Annotated in this window: 18 protein-coding genes; 12 read left to right on the top strand and 6 right to left on the bottom strand. The window is 64.5% G+C overall.

The window, feature by feature from the left end; all coding sequences use genetic code 11:
- Positions 1-125 precede the first annotated feature (125 nt).
- On the bottom strand, positions 126-911 hold the full coding sequence (locus IVA98_RS17285) for an SDR family NAD(P)-dependent oxidoreductase (protein WP_247297955.1): 786 nt from the start codon (positions 909-911) through the stop codon (positions 126-128).
- A 234-nt stretch (positions 912-1,145) separates the two neighbouring features.
- Here IVA98_RS17285 and IVA98_RS17280 point away from each other — a divergent pair, with 234 nt between their 5' ends.
- From IVA98_RS17280 to IVA98_RS17270, 3 genes are all read left to right on the top strand, one after another.
- Complete coding sequence (locus tag IVA98_RS17280; RefSeq protein WP_247297954.1) at positions 1,146-2,210, top strand: acyl-CoA dehydrogenase family protein; 1,065 nt, start codon at positions 1,146-1,148, stop codon at positions 2,208-2,210.
- Between the two features lie 16 nt (positions 2,211-2,226).
- On the top strand, positions 2,227-3,387 hold the full coding sequence (locus IVA98_RS17275) for an acyl-CoA dehydrogenase family protein (protein WP_247276331.1): 1,161 nt from the start codon (positions 2,227-2,229) through the stop codon (positions 3,385-3,387).
- A 196-nt stretch (positions 3,388-3,583) separates the two neighbouring features.
- Entirely contained in the window at positions 3,584-4,402 is an 819-nt protein-coding gene (locus IVA98_RS17270; RefSeq protein WP_247297951.1) for an enoyl-CoA hydratase/isomerase family protein, read from the top strand.
- A 173-nt stretch (positions 4,403-4,575) separates the two neighbouring features.
- Here the strand turns inward: IVA98_RS17270 and IVA98_RS17265 are convergent, their stop codons facing one another.
- The 4 genes from IVA98_RS17265 to IVA98_RS17250 form a co-directional block, all read right to left on the bottom strand.
- Positions 4,576-6,690 (bottom strand): acetate--CoA ligase family protein, encoded by a 2,115-nt coding sequence (locus IVA98_RS17265; protein ID WP_247333332.1) that lies wholly within the window; start codon positions 6,688-6,690, stop codon positions 4,576-4,578.
- 143 nt (positions 6,691-6,833) lie between these two features.
- Positions 6,834-7,580, bottom strand: coding sequence for a VOC family protein (locus tag IVA98_RS17260; RefSeq protein ID WP_247297932.1), 747 nt, complete (start codon positions 7,578-7,580; stop codon positions 6,834-6,836).
- A gap of 2 nt (positions 7,581-7,582) precedes the next feature.
- Positions 7,583-8,374: an enoyl-CoA hydratase gene (locus IVA98_RS17255; RefSeq protein ID WP_247333325.1), complete on the bottom strand. Its 792-nt coding sequence runs from the start codon at positions 8,372-8,374 to the stop codon at positions 7,583-7,585.
- Positions 8,375-8,491: 117 nt separating this feature from the next.
- A complete protein-coding gene (locus tag IVA98_RS17250; protein ID WP_247297926.1) occupies positions 8,492-9,697 on the bottom strand; it encodes an ABC transporter substrate-binding protein in 1,206 nt (401 codons plus the stop codon).
- 255 nt (positions 9,698-9,952) lie between these two features.
- Here IVA98_RS17250 and IVA98_RS17245 point away from each other — a divergent pair, with 255 nt between their 5' ends.
- Complete coding sequence (locus IVA98_RS17245; protein WP_524536384.1) at positions 9,953-10,753, top strand: thermonuclease family protein; 801 nt, start codon at positions 9,953-9,955, stop codon at positions 10,751-10,753.
- A gap of 34 nt (positions 10,754-10,787) precedes the next feature.
- Positions 10,788-12,278, top strand: a complete 1,491-nt coding sequence (locus IVA98_RS17240) for a M48 family metalloprotease (RefSeq protein ID WP_524536385.1) — start codon at positions 10,788-10,790, stop codon at positions 12,276-12,278.
- 22 nt (positions 12,279-12,300) lie between these two features.
- Here the strand turns inward: IVA98_RS17240 and IVA98_RS17235 are convergent, their stop codons facing one another.
- The gene (locus IVA98_RS17235) at positions 12,301-13,629 is read right to left on the bottom strand and encodes an MFS transporter (RefSeq protein ID WP_247355237.1); all 1,329 of its coding nucleotides are present in this window, start codon (positions 13,627-13,629) and stop codon (positions 12,301-12,303) included.
- A gap of 181 nt (positions 13,630-13,810) precedes the next feature.
- Between IVA98_RS17235 and cyoA the strand changes: the two genes are divergently transcribed.
- From cyoA to IVA98_RS17200, 7 genes are read left to right on the top strand one after another with little or no spacing between them, the layout of a single operon-like run.
- Complete coding sequence (gene cyoA / locus IVA98_RS17230; protein ID WP_247297915.1) at positions 13,811-14,971, top strand: ubiquinol oxidase subunit II; 1,161 nt, start codon at positions 13,811-13,813, stop codon at positions 14,969-14,971.
- Between the two features lie 11 nt (positions 14,972-14,982).
- A complete protein-coding gene (cyoB, locus tag IVA98_RS17225) occupies positions 14,983-16,980 on the top strand; it encodes a cytochrome o ubiquinol oxidase subunit I (protein WP_247297912.1) in 1,998 nt (665 codons plus the stop codon).
- Positions 16,981-17,610: a cytochrome o ubiquinol oxidase subunit III gene (gene cyoC / locus IVA98_RS17220; protein ID WP_247297909.1), complete on the top strand. Its 630-nt coding sequence runs from the start codon at positions 16,981-16,983 to the stop codon at positions 17,608-17,610.
- Entirely contained in the window at positions 17,607-17,987 is a 381-nt protein-coding gene (cyoD, locus tag IVA98_RS17215; RefSeq protein ID WP_247297907.1) for a cytochrome o ubiquinol oxidase subunit IV, read from the top strand. Before cyoC ends, cyoD begins: the two co-directional genes overlap by 4 nt.
- A 19-nt stretch (positions 17,988-18,006) precedes the next feature.
- Positions 18,007-18,852, top strand: coding sequence for an SURF1 family protein (locus IVA98_RS17210; RefSeq protein WP_247298018.1), 846 nt, complete (start codon positions 18,007-18,009; stop codon positions 18,850-18,852).
- Positions 18,824-20,230: an ATP-binding protein gene (locus IVA98_RS17205; protein ID WP_247297904.1), complete on the top strand. Its 1,407-nt coding sequence runs from the start codon at positions 18,824-18,826 to the stop codon at positions 20,228-20,230. The genes IVA98_RS17210 and IVA98_RS17205 overlap by 29 nt, the downstream gene beginning before the upstream one ends.
- Entirely contained in the window at positions 20,220-20,753 is a 534-nt protein-coding gene (locus IVA98_RS17200; RefSeq protein WP_247276317.1) for a response regulator transcription factor, read from the top strand. Before IVA98_RS17205 ends, IVA98_RS17200 begins: the two co-directional genes overlap by 11 nt.
- Positions 20,754-20,792 lie beyond the last annotated feature (39 nt).

The following is a 20,792-nucleotide window of genomic DNA, read 5'->3' as shown; positions in this document are numbered from 1 at the left end:
CAGGCCGTAGGGGAGCCTGCCGCCTCACACGGCGTCATTGCGAGGAGCTCTTGCGACGAAGCAAATCCAGACCGTCGCCGCGGACGCTTTCTGGATTTGCTTCGCTTAGCTCGCAATGACAGGGGTCACGTAATCAAATGCATCCCCGCATCCATGCGCACGACCTCGCCGGTCATGTTGCTGGAGGCCGGCATCGCGAGGAAGCAGACGAGCTGCGCGATGTCTTCCGCGCTCGAGGCGACCTTGAGCGGCACTTTCGCGACCACGCTGTCGCGCACCTGTTTTGCGCCGGCCTCGCCGCGGCCCTTGGTGAACCAGGGCGTGTCGATATAGCCGGGGCAGACCGTATTGACGCGGATCAGCGGCGCCAGCGCGCGCGACAGCGACAAGGTCATGGTGTTGAGCGCGCCCTTGCTCGCGGCATAGGCGATCGACGAGCCGACGCCGCTGATGCCGGCGACCGAGGACACGTTGACCACCGCCGACGGCCGGCCCGAAGCCTTGGCGCCGGCCTCGAGCAGGCTGCGTGCCGCGCGTACCATCTGGAACGGGCCGATGGTGTTGACGCCATAGACCCGCTGGAAATCTTCCGCCGACAAGCCGTCGAGATCGGCGTGAGCGACGTGCTTGGTGGTGCCGGCATTGTTGACGAGCACGTCGAGCCGACCCCACCCGGCCGCCGCTGCGACGATCTTGCGGCAATCGTCATCCTTTGAGACGTCGCCCTGCGCGACCAGGACTTCCGCGGCGCCGGCCTTGCGGCAGAGCTCAGCCGTGGCCTCGGCTTCCTTCTGGCTCGAGGAATAATTGATGACGAGCCGGGCCCCGCTCCGCGCGAGAATTTCCGCGGTTGCAGCACCCAGGCCGGATGCCGACCCCGTCACGACTGCGCACAAGCTGTCCTTTGCCATCCCTGATGTCCCTCCCTGATCTGATGTCGGCGTCCTGTTTAGCGAGTTTGCCGCGCCCTGCAAATCGAGCAAACTCCGCTAAGCGGAATTAGCTTGTCGCCCATGCCCGCGCCGCAGGTTGGCCTGCGATCAACGCTTGTCAGGGCCATGGCTTTTTCCGATCATCGGGCGCAAGAAGAGACCGCGCGCCCATCAAGGGGACGGACGCGCCAATGGCAAAGCACGGGGAACGCTGTGGCGGAGAGTGACAATATCGTCGTCGAGACCGCGGAAAAAATCTTCGCCGATCTCGCCGATCCGCAAACCATCAACAACGACAAGAAGAATTCGTGGCAGGCGCCGCTGTGGCAGGCGCTGAGCGAGGCCGGCCTGCCGCTATCGTGGGTGCCTGACGACCTCGGCGGCTCCGGCGCCAGCCTTGCCGACGGCTTTGCCCTTCTGAATGCTGCGGGCCGCTTTGCGGTCGCGGTTCCGCTGGCCGAGACCATGCTCGCGGGCTGGCTGCTTGCGCAGGCCAAGATTGCCTCGCCCGAGGGCGAGATGACGGTGCTGCCGGCCTCGCCAAAGGACCACATCACGCTCGATGCCGAAGGCGCGCTCTCCGGCCGCGCGCGCGGCGTGCCCTTTGCCAAGGCGGCGAAGCATTTTGCGGTGCTGGCGCAGGGCAAGGACGGCCTGTCCATCGCGCTGGTCGATGCGAACAAGTCCCGGATCGAAGCCGGGCTCAATGTCGGCTACGATCACAGCGACACCGTGACGCTCGATAAGGTTCAGCCCGTCACCCTCAAGCCCGCGCCACAAAGCTTTGAGCAGACCACGCTGATGCTGATGGGCGGCGTCGCGCGCAGCCTTCAGATCGCCGGCGCGCTGGAATCCATGCTCGATATCTCCGTGCGCTATTCCAACGAGCGCGTCGCCTTCGAGAAGAAGATCTCGAAATTCCAGGCGGTGCAGCACAATCTCGCACGCCTCGCCGGCGAATCCGCCGCAGCGCTGGCGGCCGCGACCTCTGCCGCCGATGCGATTGCGAACGCCAAGGCGTTCGACGACGAGGTCTATCTCGAAGCCGCCTCCGCAAAAATCCGTTGCGCGGAAGCTGCGGAAAAAGGCGGCGCTATCGCGCACCAGGTCCACGGCGCGATCGGCTTCACCATGGAGCATATCCTGCACCGCTACTCGCTGCGGGCGCTGGCCTGGCGCGACGATTTCGGGTCGGAGAGCCATTGGGCCGTCGAGCTCGGCAGGCTCGTTGCAAACCGCGGCGCCGATGAATTGTGGCCGCTCGTGGCTTCGCGCTGATCAGGGGACGACGACAATGACCGCTGCCCTCCGTTTCGATCCGATCCGCCTCCCCGAAAAATGCGAGCAATTGCGCAAGGAAGTGCGCGCCTTCCTCGCCGAAGAAATTGCCGCCGGCACCTTTGATCCGCACAAGCCCAACCGCGAGGACACCGACGCGCCGGAATTCTCCCGCCGGGTCGGCGCCAAGGGCTGGCTCGGCATGACCTGGCCCAAAAAATATGGCGGCCAGGAGCGCTCGTTCCTCGAACGTTACGTCGTGACCGAGGAGATGCGCGTGGCGAATGCGCCGACGCGGCGCTTCTTCGTCGCTGATCGCCAGAGCGGGCCGGTGCTGCTGAAATACGCGCCCGAGCACATCAAGATGGAGATCCTGCCGCGCATCTGCCGCGGCGAGATCTGCTTTGCCATCGGCATGAGCGAGCCGAACTCCGGCTCCGACCTGTTCGCGGCAAAGACGCGCGCCACCAAGACCGACGGCGGCTATCTCATCAACGGCACCAAGATCTGGACCTCGTCGGCGCATATCGCCGACTACATGATCGCGATCTTCCGGACCTCGCCGCCGACCAAGGAAAACCGCCGCCACGGCCTGACCCAGTTCCTGGTTAAGATGAAGCAGCCGGGCATCAAGGTGAACCCGATCGGCCAGATCACCGGCCAGTACGAGTTCAACGAGGTCGTCTTCACCGATCACTTCATTCCCGACGATCATGTGCTCGGCGAGGTCGATGGCGCCTGGAAACAGGCGACATCGGAGCTTGCCTATGAGCGTTCAGGCCCCGAACGCTTCCTCGAGACCTATTACGTGCTGACCGAGCTGGTGCGCGCGATCGGCCCCAACCCGGACACGCGCAGCGCCGAGGGCATCGGGCGCCTGGTTGCGCAGCTCCACACCATGCGGCGCATGTCGGTTTCGGTTGCCGGCATGCTGCAGGCCGGCAAGGAGCCGGTGGTGGAAGCGTCCATCGTCAAGGATATCGGCACGGTCTGGGAGCAGCAGCTGCCGCACCGGGTGCGCGATCTCGCCGCCTTCGTCGAGGAGACCGCGACCAACCGCGAGACGCTGGAGCGGCAGCTCGATTTCGCCATCAAGACCGCACCGAAACTAACCATCCAGGGCGGCACCACCGAGGTGCTGCGCGGCATCATCGCCCGCGGACTGGGCTTGCGTTAGGACGAATGGGCGACACGATCGCGGCTCGCTCCGGCCACCTCTCCCATAGGGAGAGGTCGATTTGCGTCAGCAAATCGGATGAGGGGTTACGCCCTCACCAGGACCGCAGCCCCTCACCCGGCGCTACGCGCCGACCTCTCCCGATGGGAGAGGTGGTTCTTCGCTACTGAGAGATCGAGATGTTTGGAGACAACCTATGAGCACCTATAATGACATCGGCGTCGAGAAGGTCGGACATGTCGGCACCATCGAGATCCGCCGCCCGCCGCTCAACTTCTTCGACATCTCGCTGATCAACCAGATCGCGGATGCGCTCGACGAGTTCGACCGCGACATCGAAATCCGCGCCTCGGTTCTATCGGCACAGGGCAAGGCATTCTGCGCCGGCGCCAATTTCGGCGATCCGGCGCGGCAGGCGCAGGAAGCGCGCGAAGCGGAGAAGACCGCCAAGGGCGATCCGGCCGACAGTCTCGGGCCGATCAACCATCTCTACATCCAGGCCGTGCGCATCTTCCGCGCCAAGAAGCCGATCGTCGCCGCCGTGCAGGGCGCTGCCATCGGCGGCGGCCTGGGCCTGGCGGTCTCCGCGGACTTCCGCGTCACCTGTCCCGAAGCCCGCTTCTCCGCGAACTTTACCAAGCTCGGCTTCCATCCCGGCTTCGGCCTGACCGTGACGCTGCCCGAGCTGATCGGCAAGAACAACGCCGAGCTGATGTTCTACACCAGCCGCCGCGTCACCGGCGAGGAGGCTTACAAATGGGGCCTCGCCAACGAGCTGGTGCCGCAGGACCAGGTCAAGGCGGCCGCGATGAAGCTCGCCAGCGAGATCGCCGAATGCTCGCCGCTCGGCCTGCTCTCCACCCGCGCCACGATGCGCGCCGGATTGGCCGACCGCGTCATGGCGGCGACCAATCACGAGCTCGCCGAGCAGACGCGGCTGCGCGCGACGGAGGATTTTAAGGAGGGCGTGAAGGCGACGGAAGAACGGCGCGTGGCGAATTTTAAAGGAAGGTAGCTCGTCGGGTGAAGGCATCTCTTTCTTCCTTCTCCCCTTGTGGGAGAAGGTGGCGCGAAGCGCCGGATGAGGGGTATCTATCCCATGCGATCAAGCCCGTATTTGCGGAGAGATACCCCTCACCCGTCGCGCCGCGACACGGCGAGCCACCCTCTCCCACAAGGGGAGAGAGTTTAAGTGCGCCTCGCTACAAGCGCGTCGACGATCGTCACGCCCTGCCCCTCGGCATGCACCAGCACCGGATTGAGCTCGATCTCCGCGATCTCCGCTGCATGCCGCGCGGCAAGCACGGAGACATCGGCGACGAGCTGCGCCAGCGCCGTGACATCCGCCCTCGCCCCTCCACGAAAGCCGTTCAGGAGCGGCGCAGCCTTCAATCCTGCCAGCATCGCGCCGGCCTCCTCCGCACCGACAGGCGCCGGACGATAGACCACATCGCGGAATAGCTCGGTCGTGACGCCGCCGAGCCCCACCATCACCATCGGGCCAAATGTCCTGTCCGTCATCGTCCCCACGATGATCTCGACGCCCTTCTTCGCCATTGGCCCAACCAGCACACCTTGAATGACCGCCGCCGGCCGCTGCCTGCGCGCATTGTTAAGCAACGCTTCGAACGCCAGGAAGACCTCGCCCTTTGTGGTGATGTTGACGCGCACGCCATCGACTTCGCTCTTGTGCGCGATGTCGGGCGACTGGATCTTCATCACCAGCGGAAAGCCGACGCGGGCGACGGCTTCATCCAGCCCGGCCTTGTCCGTCACCAGCACTTCGTCCGGCAGCGCGATGCCGGCGCGGCGGAGCAATGCCTTGCTGTCGGCCTCGGACAATGCCTGCTGCTTCAAATGCGCAGAGAGGTCGCGCACCGGCAACCGCGTCTCGTCCGCGGGCTTCGGCAGATTGAACATTGCGTAGTCGACGAGCCGCCGCATCGCGACGCCGACATGAGTCAGACCGGAGAGGACCACGACACCAGACTTCGCGAGCTCCCGCCGCGCGAAGTCGGAGGGCACCGTGTAGGAATAGAACGCGACCGGCTTCTTCTGCGCCGCCAGCGCCGGCGTCAGCTCGGCCTCGTCGAACGGTTTGCGCACCTCGCTCGACAGTGAGAGCACGACCAGCACCGCGTCGACCTCCTCGGAGGCGGTGAGCAGGTCGACGCTCTTCTGCAATCCGCCGGAGGTCACGCCTTGCGCCGTAACGTCGATCGGGTTGCGTGCGGTGCCGTAGGACGGCATCAGCGTTCGGATCCCGGCCTGGATCGTTTCGGAGAGCTCCGGCACCTGCAAGCCTTGCAGTGCCACAGCATCCGCGCCCCAGATGCCGGCGCCGCCGGAGACGGTGACAACGGCGACGCGATCGCCCTTTGGCAGCGGATTGCTGGCGAGCAGCGCCGCGATCGTCAGCGCCTCGTCGAGATCGTTGGAGACGATGAATCCGTATTTCGCGAACACCGCGTCATAGGCCGCCGACCAGCCGGCCATGCTCGCCGTGTGCGAGGCCGCCGCGCGCTGGCCTGCGCCGGAACGGCCGACTTTTGTCACGATGACGGGCTTTCTCGTCTCGGCGGCGCGCCGCGCCGCGGCCAGAAACTTGTCGACGTCACGGATGCCTTCGATGAACAGCAGGATGACGTCGGTCGAGTCGTCCTGCACCAAATAGTCCAGGAACTCGCCGGCGCCGAGATCGGATTCGTTGCCGGTGCTGACAACGTAGCTCACGGCGATACCGATCGCCCTCGCACGATGATGATAGGCAAAGCCGATGCCGCCGCTCTGCGCGACGATGCCGATCCGCTTTTGCGTAGCGACCAGCGGCACCACACCCGGCTTGACGTCCACTGCGGGACTGAAGGTGGCCGCCACGCGCTGCATTTGGCTGAAGAAGCCCTCGGCATTGGGGCCGGAAATCCGCATGCCGGTGCGTCTCGCCAGCGCCGCGATCGCGTCCTGCATCGCCGCGCTGTCGCCGCCCTCCTCCGCGAAGCCAGAGGAGATGATGACGGCGTTCTTGACCCCGGCGGCGGCGCATTGCTCGAGCGCTGGCAGCACTGCGCGGGCCGGAATGACGATGACAGCGAGATCGATCGGCGCGCCGATCTCGGCGATCGATTTACAGCAGGCGAGCCCGTCGATGTCGGCATAGTTCGGGTTCACCGGATAGATCTTGCCGGGATAATCGTTCTTGCGCAGCATCGACAAAAGCCGCCCCGGAATCTTCTCGTGATCGCGCGAGGCCCCGATCAGCGCGATGCTCGCGGGCGCAAAGAAGCTGTCGAGCGGATGCGGCATGGCGTGTCCCTGTTCTTTTTCGATCAGCCTATCCGTCATGGCCGGGCTTGTCCCGACCATCCAACGCCGTCATTCCAGCCCAAGAACGTGGATGCCCGGGACAAGCCCGGGCACGACGATACGACGAGACATGAGGCGACAACTCAAGCGACGCGGAACGTTACACCACCTAACAAGAACTCGTTGCCGGCAACGGCCAGCCCCTTCGCCTTGGCCGCATGCAGCACGCGCGCCACATCAGCCACCCGAAACTCCAGCGCGCTCATGATCTCGCTGGCCCCCTTCACGAATCGGAAGCTTGCATTGGGCAGCTTCAGTTCGGCGTCGCGCGGCGCAATACCAATGATCTTGCCCCAGTGCTCCGCCAGCCCCTGCGGGTCGGGGCTTTGCATCTCCACGGTCGTCAGCGCCTGCGTCACATCCTTGCGGATGAATTTTTGCCAGTCGGGTCCCGCCGGCGGATAGAGGCCAAGAATGTCGTCGCTGCCTTCGGTGTGATTGAACTCGATGAAGGCGGCGCGGCAGTCGCGGGGATGGAGCTGCACGCCGTGATAGGGCCCATGGTCGATGACGTTGGCGGTGCGCACGCCCAGCGCGCTGGCGTTGCGGCCGCGCTCGTCCGGATCGTTGCAGCAGAAGATCGCCATGTAGCCGCCACGGCCGCCGGTCTTCTCGATGAAGCGACCGGCCGTGGTGCCGTCCTTGAAGGGCGCCACGACCTCCAGCAGGATCGTGTCGACCGGGAGCAGCGCGTTCTCCAGACCGTATTTCGCGACATTGCCGTCGCGATAGCACACAGTGAGGCCCATGATCCTGGCGATATCCGTGATGACAGGCTCAAGCTGCGGCGCCACCAGGCAGATCTGCCGCAGCCGGATATAGGGCGCCATCGTCATGCGCCCTTGAAGGTCGGCTTGCGCTTCTCGACGAAGGCTTTGGCGGCCTCCTTGTGGTCCTCGGTGTCGCCGCATCGGGTGTGATGGATCGCCTCGCCGTCGAAGCAATCCTCCAGCGCCAGATGCTCGGCATTGTTGATGTTGCGCTTGATGAAGCCGAGCGCGATCGATGGGCCCTGCGCCAGCGACAGCGCGAGCTCGTGCGCGGCAGCATCGATCTCGGTGTCGGGAACGACCTTCGTCACCATGCCGATCGCATGCGCCTCTTTTGCAGTCAGCACCGGCGACATCAGATAGAGCTCGCGCGCCCGCGCGCTGCCGAGCAATTGCGTCAGAAAATAGGTCCCGCCGTAATCGCCGGAGAAGCCGACCTTGGCGAAGGCGGTCGTGATCTTGCAGGATTCGCTGGCGATGCGCAGGTCGCAGGACAGCGCCATCGATAGGCCGGCGCCGGCCGCCGCGCCGTCGAGCTGCGCCACGACGGGCTTTGGCATCTGGTGCAGGATGCGCGAGACCTCCATGCCGCGGCGCAGGTTTGCGAGCTTCTGCTCGAACGGCAGCGGCGCGCGGCCCTCCGCCATCGACTTGACGTCGCCGCCGACGCAGAAACTGCCGCCCGCGCCCTTGAACAGCACCGCCCGCACCTCCGGATCATCGGCCGCGCGCCGCGCCGCCTCGACCAGCCCGGCGACCATGTCCGGATTGAGCGCATTCTTGCGCTCGGGCCGGTTCATCGTGATGGTGAGCAGCCCGCCTTCGAGCCTTTGCAGGACCATGTCGTTGCTCATGGGTGGTCTTCCTTTGTTTGATTGAGTCTTTCCGGGGCTCGCGAAGCGAGAACCCGGAACCTCGAGATCCCGGGTTCGCTTCGCGCCCCGGGATGACGTTACGACTGCGTCACGCGGTTATTTCTTCACCAGCGGGCAGCGCGACTGCTCCAGCGACTGGAACGCCTCATTGCCGGGGACGGTGGCGAGCAGCTTGTAATCGTCCCAGCGGCCCTTGGATTCCGACGGCTTCTTCACCTCGAACAGGTACATGTCGTGAATCATGCGGCCGTCCTCGCGGATCTTGCCACCCTTGGCGAAGAAGTCGTTGATCGGCGTCTCCTTCATCACCTTCATGACCGCCGCAGCGTCGGTCGTGCCGGCTGCCTTCACCGCTTTCAGGTAATGGGTGACGGAGGAATAGACGCCGGCCTGCGCCGAGGTCGGCGGCCGCTTCACGCGTTCCTGGAAGCGCTTCGAGAAGGCGCGCGTCTCGTCGTTCATGTCCCAGTAGAACGCTTCGGCCAGCAGCAGGCCCTGCGCGGTCTCAAGCCCGATCGAGTCGATGTCGGTGACGAAGGCGAGCAGCGGCGACAGCTTCTGTCCCCCCTTCATGATGCCGAACTCCGCCGATTGCTTGATGGCGTTCACGGTGTCGCCGCCGGCATTGGCGAGCCCAATCACCTTGGCCTTGGAGGCCTGCGCCTGAAGCAGGAACGACGAGAAATCCGAAGTGTTGAGCGGATGACGCACGCTGCCGAGCACCTTGCCACCGGTCTTGGTGACGACGTTGCTGGTGTCCTTCTCCAGATCCTGGCCGAAGGCATAATCGGCGGTGAGGAAGAACCAGGTGTCGAGGCCGGATTTGACCGCGGCAAGGCCGGTCACGTTGGCCTGGGCGAACGTGTCGAACACGTAGTGCACGGTATAGGGACCGCAGGCTTCGTTGCTGAGGCGGATCGAGCCCGGGCCGTTGAAGATGATGATCTTGTTGCGCGCTTTCGCGATCTCTCCGGCGGCGAGCGCGGTCGCGGAGGCCGCGACGTCGTAGATCATCTCGACGCCCTGGTTGTCGAGCATGTCGCGGGCGATGTTGGCGGACAGATCGGCCTTGTTGAGATGGTCGGCCGCCAGCACCTGGATCTTGCGTCCCAGCACCTCGCCGCCAAAGTCCTCGACAGCCATCTTGGCCGCGGTCTCGCTGCCGGGGCCGGTGATGTCCGCATAGAGGCTCGACATGTCGAGGATGCCGCCGATCTTGAGCGGCGGCTTGTCCTCCGCCTGCACGGCGCTCGCGCTCATGGCAAACGCGGCAGCAAAAATGCCCGACAGAATATGCTTCATCGAAACAGACCTCCCTTATCGTGCCGTGCTCTGATGGCGGCTTGGTTATTGCTCTTGGTTATTGCTTTTGGCGATCGCTATTGCCGCAATCATGCCGCATGCGCGAGAGCGCAGCAAGCAGAAGCACGACACACGTCTTGCGATGGCGCAGAGGTTTTCCGCAAAGCGGAATGGTGGAAATGACGCGAGATCTTTCCGCACTCATTGTGGGTGTGTGAGGAAGCCTCTTCGCGACCCGCCACGCTTGGGTTAAAGTTGAAACTCAATGCAACCTCTCCGGGCCACGTGGCGCAACGGCTTCACCTCATCGTCGTAGTTCTTCTCGTCGCAAATCACGCTGCGTTTGCCTCGCCGTGCCAATTCGAAGCGCAAGGTGAAGGCCGTGTCGCCGCGATCCCCGATGCGCGCAGCATCCGCCTCGACGACGGCCGCGAGATCCGTCTCGCCGGCATCGAGCCGACGGCAACGACGAAGCAGGCGCTGACCTCGCTGCTCGCCGGCCGCGACGTCACGCTCCGCGGCAGCGACGACACGCCCGATCGTTACGGCCGCCAGAACGCGCTGGTCTTCGCCGGCGAAAGCAACACCCCGGTGCAGACGACGCTGCTCGCCCAAGGCGATGCCATCGTCTCCGCCGAGATCACGGACAAAGATTGCGGGGCCGCCCTGATGGGGTCGGAAGCCGAGGCGCGGCGCCAAAAAATGGGCATCTGGGCTGACCCGTCGGCCATAAAAAACGCGGAAAGTCCGGACGATATTTTGGCAGGGATTGGGCGTTTTATGGTGGTTGAGGGCAAAGTCCTGTCGGTCCGGCAAGCTGGGGCAATGACCTACCTCAACTTCGGACGAAACTGGACACGGGGCTTTGCGGCGACTATTTCAAGGCGCACGCTGCCGGCATTCGAAAACGCCGGAATTACCCTCAAGTCCTTGGAGAATCGACGTATTCGCGTTCGGGGCTGGGTTGAAGGGAATACGGGGCCGCGTATCGATATACGCCTCGTGGGACAGGTCGAGTTGCTGGGCGCAAACGAGCCGACAGGGGTAAGGCCCTAAAAGGGCCGGGCACGGGTTAAGCGACGTGAATGGGGTGCTAGAACGGCACGAACGAGGTGATGGCCGCCGCCTGCGGGCTGCGCCGGCCGCGCTGTGCCTTGTTCTGGGCGGGCTTCTCGCCGGCTGCGGCGACATGGGCAGGTTCCAGGCCGCCGCGACCCCACCGGCTGTCGCGATGCCCAAGCCGAAGCCCGCGGTCGCGCAGACCCCGGCCACCGAGAAGGAGCACGAGCGCATCCTGGCGAGCTATGGCGGCACCTATGACGATCCCCGGCTGGAATCGCTTGTCAGCAAGACCGTCGACCGGCTGGTCGCCGCCTCCGATCGCCCCGATCAGGGCTACAAGGTCACCATCCTCAATTCCGGCGCGGTGAATGCGTTCGCACTGCCGAACGGCCAGCTCTACGTCACGCGCGGCCTGCTCGCGCTCGCCAGCGACACCTCGGAATTGTCCTCCGTGCTCAGCCACGAGATGGCGCATGTGCTGTCCAAGCACGCCGCGATGCGCGAGGACCAGGCGCGCCAAGCCGCGATCGTCACCCGTGTCGTCACCGACATGGGCAACGATCCAGATCTGACCGCGCTGGCGCTCGCCAAGACCAAGCTCACCATGGCGAGCTTCTCGCGCAAGCAGGAGATCGAGGCCGACGGCATCGGCGTCGGCATTTCCGCCCGCGCGCATTTTGACCCTTACGGTGCGGCGCGCTTCCTCTCGGCGATGGAGCGCAATGCCGAGCTGAAGGCCGGGAAAAGCTCGCTCGATCCACGCGCGCAGGATTTCACCTCGTCGCATCCGGCCACCCCGGAGCGCGTGCAGAATGCGCAGACCATTGCGCGACAATATGCAGCGCCCGAAGGCGCCGAGCGCGACCGCGAGACCTATCTCGCCGCGATCGACAATCTCGTCTATGGCGAAGACCCCAGCGAAGGCTTTGTCCGCGGCCGCAGGTTCCTGCATCCCAAGCTCGGCTTTACCTTCCAGGCGCCGGACAATTTCACGCTCGACAACACCGCGCAGGCGGTGATCGGCGTGCGCGAGGGCGGCTCGCAGGCGATGCGCTTCGACGTGGTGCGCGTGCCCGCCGAGCAGTCGCTCGGCGATTACCTGAACTCCGGCTGGATGGAAGGTGTCGAGAAGGCGTCCACCGAGGATCTCACCATCAACGGCTTTCCGGCGGCGTCCGCCACCGCCAAGGGCGATCAGTGGCAGTTCAAGGTCTATGCTTTGCGCTTCGGCAGCGATGTCTACCGCTTCATCTTCGCAGCCAGGCAGAAGTCGACCGAGAGCGACCGCAACGCGCGCGAGACCGTCAATTCATTCCGCCGCCTGACGCTCGAGGAGATCCAGGCCGCGCGCCCGCTACGGATCAAGGTCATCACGGTGCAGCCCGGCGACACCGTGGAATCGCTCTCCCATCGCATGGCCGGCGTCGACCATCCCGCCGAGCGTTTCCGCGTGCTCAACGGCCTCGACCGCAACGCGCAGGTGAAGGTGCGTGATCGGGTGAAGATCGTTGCGGATTGACGTCGACGCGTAGCCCGGATGGCTACCGCCCCGCGTCCATATCGCCGGCCTCGCGCTGGCCGCTGAGCCAGAGCGCGAGCAGGGTCCAGAACGCGCCCGACAGCAGGTACGCACCCGAGGCGATGACGCCGAGATTGGTCGCGAGCAAAAGCGCCACCAGCGGCGCGAAGCCGGCGCCGAACAGCCAGGCCATATCCGACGTCAGTGCGGACGCCGTGTAACGGTACGTCTGCTTGAAGTTCGAGGCGATCGCGCCCGAGGACTGGCCGAAGGACAGGCCGAGCAGGATGAAGCCGATCACCATGTAGATGGTCTCGCCGAACGCACCAGCATCGAGCAGCTGGGGGGCGAAGCCGCTATAGATCGCGATCGCGATTGCCGATCCCATCAGCAGCGATTTGCGGCCGACACGGTCGGCGATGATGCCGGAGATCACGATCGCGGCGACGCCGAACACGGCAGCAACGATTTCGATGATCAGGAAGCGCACCGGGCTTTCGCGGGTGAACAGGAACACCCAGGACAGCGGAAACACCGTCACCATGTGGAACAGGGCGAAGCTCGCCAGCGGCGCGAACGCACCGAGCATGATGTTCTGACCTTCACGCGCGACGGTGTCTGAGATGCGCGCCGGCTGCAATTCGCGAGTCTCGAACAGCGAGGCATATTCCTCGGTCGTCACCATGCGCAGGCGGGCGAACAGCGCCACGACGTTGATGGCGAAGGCGACGAAGAACGGATAGCGCCAGCCCCAGTCGAAGAAATCGTCGGCCGAGAGATTGCCGGCGAAATAGGCGAACAGCGCGCTCGCCACGATCAGCCCGAGCGGGGCCCCTAACTGCGGCACCATCGCGTACCAGCCACGCTTGGAGGGCGGCGCATTCAGCGCCAGCAGCGAGGCGAGACCGTCCCAGGCGCCGCCCCAGGCCAAACCCTGCGCGATACGCGCCAGCGCCAGCAGCCAGATCGCGGCAACGCCGATCTCGTGATAGCCGGGCAGGAACGCGATCGCGACGGTAGCAGTGCCGAGCAGGAAAAGCGCCGAGATCAGCTTGGCCGTCTTGCCGTAGCCGCGGTCGATCGTCATGAAAATGACGGTGCCGATAGGGCGGGCCATGAAGGCCAGCGCGAAGATCATGAAGGAATAGAGCGTGCCCGTCAGTTCGCTCGCGAACGGGAACATCAGGCGGGGAAACACGATCACGGAGGCGATCGCGAACACGAAGAAGTCGAAGAATTCCGAGGTACGGCCAATGATGACGCCGATGGCGATCTCGCCTGGACTGGCCTGGTCGTGGCCGTGCTCGCCCGAGTGGAGGTCTGCCATTGCGGGGGTCTGTGCCGTCGCCATGCGTGCGCCCTTAACGTCCTGAAAACCAAAGCCGACCGCCCGGCGGGGCGCCAGGCAATCTGGACCTCTCTGACCCAACATTCCGCACTGCAACATTGGACAAATTGTCCAATGTCCGGATTGCTGCGCCGCAGCTACCCCTTGGCCTCGCAAAGGAAACTCATTCTTAAAGGCTCGGCCCGTGTCCCGTCTCAAGATCCTGGCGCTGCTACCCCTGGCCGCTGCGCTCAGTGGCTGCAACTACGTCGTGCTGGCGCCCGCCGGCGATATCGCTGCCCAGCAGCGCGACCTCGTCATCATCTCCACCGTCCTGATGCTCCTGATCGTCGTCCCCGTGATGGCGCTGACGGTGCTGTTCGCCTGGCGCTACCGCCAGTCCAACACTGAGGCTCGCTACGAGCCGGATTGGGACCACTCGACCAAGCTCGAGCTGGTGATCTGGTCGGCGCCGCTTCTGATCATCGTGTGTCTGGGCGCGCTGACCTGGATGGGAACGCATTTGCTCGACCCTTATCGCACGCTCGGCCGCATCCATGCCGAGCGCGCCGTGGATCAATCCAAGGCCCCGCTCGAGGTCGACGTCGTCGCGCTCGACTGGAAATGGCTCTTCATCTACCCGGACTACGGCATTGCCACCGTCAATGAGCTCGCAGCTCCGGTCGACCGTCCGATCACCTTTCGCATCACCGCATCCTCGGTGATGAACTCGTTCTACATCCCCGCGCTCGCCGGCCAGATCTACGCGATGCCGGGCATGGAGACGAAGCTGCACGCCGTCGTCAACCACGCCGGCACCTACAAGGGTTTTTCGGCGAATTACAGCGGCGCCGGCTTCTCCGGCATGCACTTCAACTTCCAGGGCCTCGACGACAAGGGCTTTGACGCCTGGATCGCCAGCGCCAAGTCGGCCGGCGGCTCGCTCGGCCGCGCCGAATATCTCCAGCTCGAAAAGCCCAGTCAGAACGAGCCGGTGCGGCGCTGGGGCACCGTCGATGCCGATCTCTACCGCCTGATCCTCAATATGTGCGTCGAGACCGGCAAGATGTGCCAGAGCGAGATGATGGCGATCGACGCCAAGGGCGGAGCCGGCCATCAGGGCCTGAACAACATTCTGCCGCTCGCCTACGACAAATACGCCCGCCGCGGCACGGCGCTTGGGCCGGAGCCGAGCTTCGTTGCCGGCACCTGCACCCCGGATGCGCCGCAAGGCGCCGCGACCACCGCGTCGATCAAGGCGCCGACCGACACCGCGCCGCTGCTGGGCGCCGGCCTGAAGCGGCCGTCGTTCACGCCGCTGAAGTCCTCCTTCTTCCTCGGACAGCGTCCGAAGTCAGATTCTTAAAGAGATCCCGCATGTCTCCTGATCTTCTCAAGCTTATCTTCGGCCGGCTCGGCTTCGAATCGCTGCCGCTGCACGAGCCGATCGTCGTCGGCACCTTCGTGGTGGTCGCGCTCGGCGGCGCCGCGCTGCTCGGCGCTCTCACCTATTTCCGTCTCTGGGGCTATCTGTGGCGCGAGTGGTTCACCACCGTGGACCACAAGCGCATCGGCATCATGTACATGATCCTCGGCATCGTGATGCTGCTGCGCGGCTTCGCCGACGCGCTGATGATGCGCGGCCAGCAGATGCTCGCCTTTGGCGGCTCCGAAGGCTATCTCAACGCCCATCACTACGATCAGGTCTTCACCGCCCACGGCGTGATCATGATCTTCTTCGTGGCGATGCCGCTGGTCACCGGCCTGATGAACTACGTCGTGCCGCTCCAGATCGGCGCGCGCGACGTGTCGTTCCCGTTCCTGAACAATTTCAGCTTCTGGATGACGGTCGGCGGCGCAGTGCTGGTGATGGCCTCGCTGTTCATCGGCGAATTCGCCCGCACCGGCTGGCTGGCTTACCCGCCGCTGTCGAACATCGGCTACAGTCCCGACGTCGGCGTCGACTATTACATCTGGGCGCTTCAGGTCGCCGGCGTCGGCACGACGCTATCCGGCATCAACCTGATCTGTACTATCGTCAAGCTGCGAGCCCCGGGCATGACCATGATGCGGATGCCGGTGTTCACCTGGACCTCGCTCTGCACCAACGTCCTGATCGTCGCCTCCTTTCCCGTCCTCACCGTCGTGCTCGCGCTGCTCTCGCTCGACCGCTATGTCGGCACCAACTTCTTCACGAATGATTTCGGCGGCAGCCCGATGATGTACGTGAACCTGATCTGGATCTGGGGCCACCCCGAGGTCTACATCCTGGTTCTCCCCGCCTTCGGCATCTTCTCGGAAGTCACCTCGACCTTCTCCGGCAAGCGGCTGTTCGGCTACACCTCGATGGTCTACGCCACGGTCGTCATCACCATCCTGTCGTACCTGGTCTGGCTGCACCACTTCTTCACGATGGGCTCGGGCGCCAGCGTCAACTCGTTCTTCGGCATCACCACGATGATCATCTCGATCCCGACGGGGGCGAAGATGTTCAACTGGCTGTTCACGATGTATCGCGGCCGCATCCGCTACGAGCTGCCGATGATGTGGACCATCGCCTTCATGCTGACCTTCGTGATCGGCGGCATGACCGGCGTGCTGCTCGCGGTACCGCCTGCCGACTTCGTCCTGCACAACAGCCTGTTCCTGATCGCGCACTTCCACAATGTGATCATCGGCGGCGTGGTGTTCGGCGCGTTCGCAGGCATCAGCTACTGGTTCCCGAAGGCGTTCGGCTTCAAGCTCGATCCGTTCTGGGGCAAGCTGTCGTTCTGGTTCTGGGTCAGCGGCTTCTATCTTGCCTTCATGCCGCTCTATGTGCTCGGCCTGATGGGCGTGACCCGCCGCCTGCGCGTGTTCGACGATCCCTCGCTCCAGATCTGGTTCATCATCGCCGCGATCGGCGCCGGCCTCGTCTTGCTCGGTATCATCTGCATGCTGGTGCAGTTCGCGGTGAGCTTCCTCAAGCGCGAGCAGCTCAAGGACGTCACCGGCGATCCCTGGGATGCACGCACGCTGGAATGGGCGACCTCTTCACCCCCGCCGGACTACAACTTCGCCTTCACGCCCGTCGTGCACGACAACGATGCGTGGTGGGACATGAAAAAGCGCGGCTACCAGCGTCCGCTCACCGGGTTCAAGCCGATCCACATGCCCAGCAGCACCGGCACCGGCATCATCCTCGCCGGTCTTGCCACCGCGATGGGGTTCGGCCTGATCTGGTACATCTGGTGGCTGGCCGCCGTGAGCTTCATTGCGATGCTCGCCGTCGGTATCGGTCACACTTTCAACTATCACCGCGACTTCGACATTCCGGCTGAAGACGTCATCCGGACCGAGGACGCGCGCACCAAACTGCTCGCCGGAGCCAAGTAAATGACTGTCGCGATCAAGCCCACCCAATCCGGCGAGCCGATCTTCTACCTCGCCGACGAGCACCCGCATCCGGAAGGCTGGAGCACCGCGCTGGGCTTCTGGATCTATCTGATGAGCGACTGCCTCATCTTCGCGATCTTGTTCGCCACCTTCGGCGTGCTCGGCGGCAACTATGCCGCCGGTCCCGCGCCAAAGGACCTGTTCGACCTGAATCTGGTCGCGGTGAACACCTCGATGCTGCTGCTGTCGTCGATCACCTACGGTTTTGCCATGCTGACGATTCAGCAGAACAAGGTCGCGCAGACCCAGATGTGGCTGGCGATCACCGGCCTGTTCGGCCTCGCCTTCATCGGCATCGAACTCACCGAGTTCGCCCACATGATCCACGAGGGCGCCACGCCGCAGCGCAGCGCCTTCCTGTCCGCGTTCTTCACCCTGGTCGGCACCCACGGCCTGCACGTCTCCTGCGGCCTGATCTGGCTCGTGACGCTGATGGTGCAGGTCGGCAAGTTCGGCCTGATCGAAGCCAACCGCCGCCGCCTGATGTGCTTGTCGATGTTCTGGCACTTCCTCGACGTAGTCTGGATCGGCGTCTTCACCTTCGTCTATCTGCTGGGAGTTCTGCGATGAACACCGATACCCACACCGCGCACGCCGACAATCATCACCATGGCGACGGCCACGCCCATGGCACGTTCTCGACCTATATGCTCGGCTTCGTGCTCTCGGTCGTGCTCACCGCGATCCCGTTCTGGCTGGTGATGAGCGGCGCGCTGCCGAGCAAGCAGATCACCGTGCTGCTCATCATGGCCTTCGCAGTCGTGCAGATCGTCGTGCACATGATCTACTTCCTGCACATGAATACGACGTCGGAGAACGGCTGGAGCATGATGGCGCTGATCTTCACCATCGTCATGGTGGTGATCGCGCTTTCCGGTTCGCTGTGGGTGATGAACCACCTCAACAGCAACATGATGCCGATTCATCAGATGAGCGGAATGAAGTGAGCGAGCCTCTGACGTGAGCATGATCTGGACCGCGAAGGACAAGGCAGGCGGGACGCGCGGCAAGGCTGCGCGATCCCCCTCCCTGTGGCTCACGGTCCTCTCGCTCACGGCGATTGCCGTTCTGATCGCTTTGGGCATCTGGCAGATCGAACGCCGCGCCTGGAAGCTGGCGCTGATCGACCGGGTCGAGCAGCGCGTTCATGCCCCGGCCCAGCCGGTTCCCTCGCCTGCTGCGTGGCCCACGATCTCCACCGCGAACGACGAGTACAGGCACGTCACTCTCACCGGCCATTTCCTGCATGACTGCGAGACGCTGGTGCAGGCCGTGACCGAGGAAGGCCCCGGCTATTGGGTGCTGACGCCGCTTCTGCGCAGCGACGGCACGCAGGTCTTGATCAACCGCGGCTTCGTGCCCTCCGAGCGGCGCGACGCCTCGACGCGCCGGGACGGCAATCCCGACGGCGAGGTTGAGATCACCGGTCTGTTGCGCATCACGGAGCCCCAGGGCGGATTCCTCAGGAACAACGTGCCACAGCACAACCGCTGGTACTCGCGGGATGTCGCCGCGATCGCGGCGGCACGCGGCCTCCACGAGGTCGCGCCCTTTTTTGTGGATGCCGACGCCGGATCACAAATTGCCGGCGGTCCGATCGGCGGATTGACCGTCATCCGCTTTCCCAATAACCACCTGATCTACGCGCTGACGTGGTTTGCCCTGGCTTTCATGCTAGCCGGTCGACTTTTCGTCACATTCGGCGGCGGGCTATTCCGCCGCAAACGCTTCGTCCACGAACCGGCCGGCGGCTCCGACGCCGCTGGCCGCAGGACGGGATCAGATGCTGGAACGATCGTCGAGCCGACCTGACGACGCAAAGTCGAGCCCCCGGACGCTTGCCCATGGCGGCGAGCTGGCCGTGACGCTGCAATCGCAGGAGGACGCGCGCGGCGAGTTGATCGGCACTGCTCCCACCGACGACGAGACCAACCGCAAGAACATGGCGCTGCTGATCCAGCTGCGCTGGACCGCGGTGGTCGGCCAGATCGTGACCATCGGCGCCGTGCATTTCGGACTTGGCATCCCCCTGCCCTTGGAACGGATGGGTGCGGTGATCGGCGCGCTGGTGCTGCTCAACGTCTCCAGCCTGGTCTGGGTGCGCCATCGCGCGGCGATCACCAACAACGAGCTTTTGGTCGCGCTGATGCTCGACGTCGCCGCGCTGACCGCGCAGCTCTACCTCTCTGGCGGCGCCACCAATCCCTTCACCTCGCTGTTCCTGCTCCAGGTGACGCTGGGCGCGGTGCTGCTCGATGCCCGCTCGACCTGGTCGCTGGTTGCGCTGACCTGCGCGAGTTTCGTGTGGCTGACGCTCGCCTACAGGCCGCTCGACCTGCCGCCAAATCCCATCAGCGAAACCTACAGCCTCACCGTAGCAGGCATGCTGTTGGGCTTCGTTCTCAACGCCGTTCTGCTGGTGGTGTTCGTCACCCGCATCAACAGGAATTTGCGCGAGCGCGACGCACACCTGGCGGCGCTGCGCCAGCACGCGGCCGAGCAGGATCACATCGTGCGCATGGGCCTGCTCGCCTCCGGCGCGGCCCACGAGCTCGGCACCCCGCTCGCCTCGCTTTCGGTGATCCTCAGCGACTGGCGCCGCATGCCGGATCTCGCCGCCGATCAGGAGCTCGCCGAGGATCTCGCGGAGATGGAGGCCTCGCTGCAACGCTGCAAGTCGATCGTGACGGGCATCCTGGTGTCGGCGGGCGAAGCACGCGGCGAAGGCTCCTCACCGACGATGGTGACGGCTTTTGTCACCGCGCTGGTGGAGGAATGGCGCGACGCGCGCTCGGCGCGGACGCTCTACTTCGTCAACACCTTCGGCGAGGACGTCGCGATCGTCTCCGACGTCGCGCTGAAGCAGGTGATCTTCAACGTGCTCGACAACGCCTATGAGGTCTCGCGCGATTGGGTCGAACTCGTCGCCGAGCGCGAGGGCGACAATCTCGTGCTGTCGATCAGCGACCGCGGCCCGGGCTTTGCGCCGGAGATGCTGGCGCAGCTCGGAAAGCCCTATCAGTCCAGCAAGGGCCGCGCCGGCGGCGGGCTCGGCCTGTTCCTGGTGGTGAACGTGGTGCGCAAATTAGGAGGCAGCGTGACCGCCGAGAACCACAGGAAGCGCGGCGCCACCGTTCGCCTCACGCTGCCGCTCGCAACGCTCGCGATCGGAGGGAATTTTGACGCCTGACCGCTCGCTCATCGTCGTCGAGGACGATGCCGGCTTCGCCCGCACACTGAAACGCTCGTTCGAGCGCCGCGGCTACGAGGTCGTGCTCGCCGCCTCGATCGAAGAGGTACGCCAGGTGCTGGAGGAGCGCTCGTTCGGCCACGCCGTGGTCGACCTCAAGCTCGGCGGCGCCTCCGGGCTTGCCTGCGTCGAGCTCTTGCACACGCATGATCCCGACATGCTGATCGTGGTGCTGACCGGCTTTGCCAGCATTTCGACCGCCGTCGAGGCCATCAAGCTGGGAGCCTGCCACTACCTGGCAAAACCGTCGAACACCGACGACATCGAGGCCGCCTTCAACAAGGCCGAAGGCAACGCCGAGGTCGCGCTCGATGCACGACCGACATCGATCAAGACGCTGGAATGGGAGCGCATCCACCAGACCCTGATCGAGACGGATTTCAACATCTCGGAAGCGGCACGAAGGCTCGGCATGCATCGGCGGACGCTGGCAAGGAAGCTGGAGAAACGGCCGGTCAAATAAGGTGCCGTCCGGACAAGCGTCCCCCAAAGCAAAAAGCCC

The organism is Bradyrhizobium sp. 160, from assembly GCF_023073735.1.
In the GTDB taxonomy this organism is placed as follows: domain Bacteria; phylum Pseudomonadota; class Alphaproteobacteria; order Rhizobiales; family Xanthobacteraceae; genus Bradyrhizobium.
This window is presented reverse-complemented; position numbering and strand designations above follow the sequence as displayed.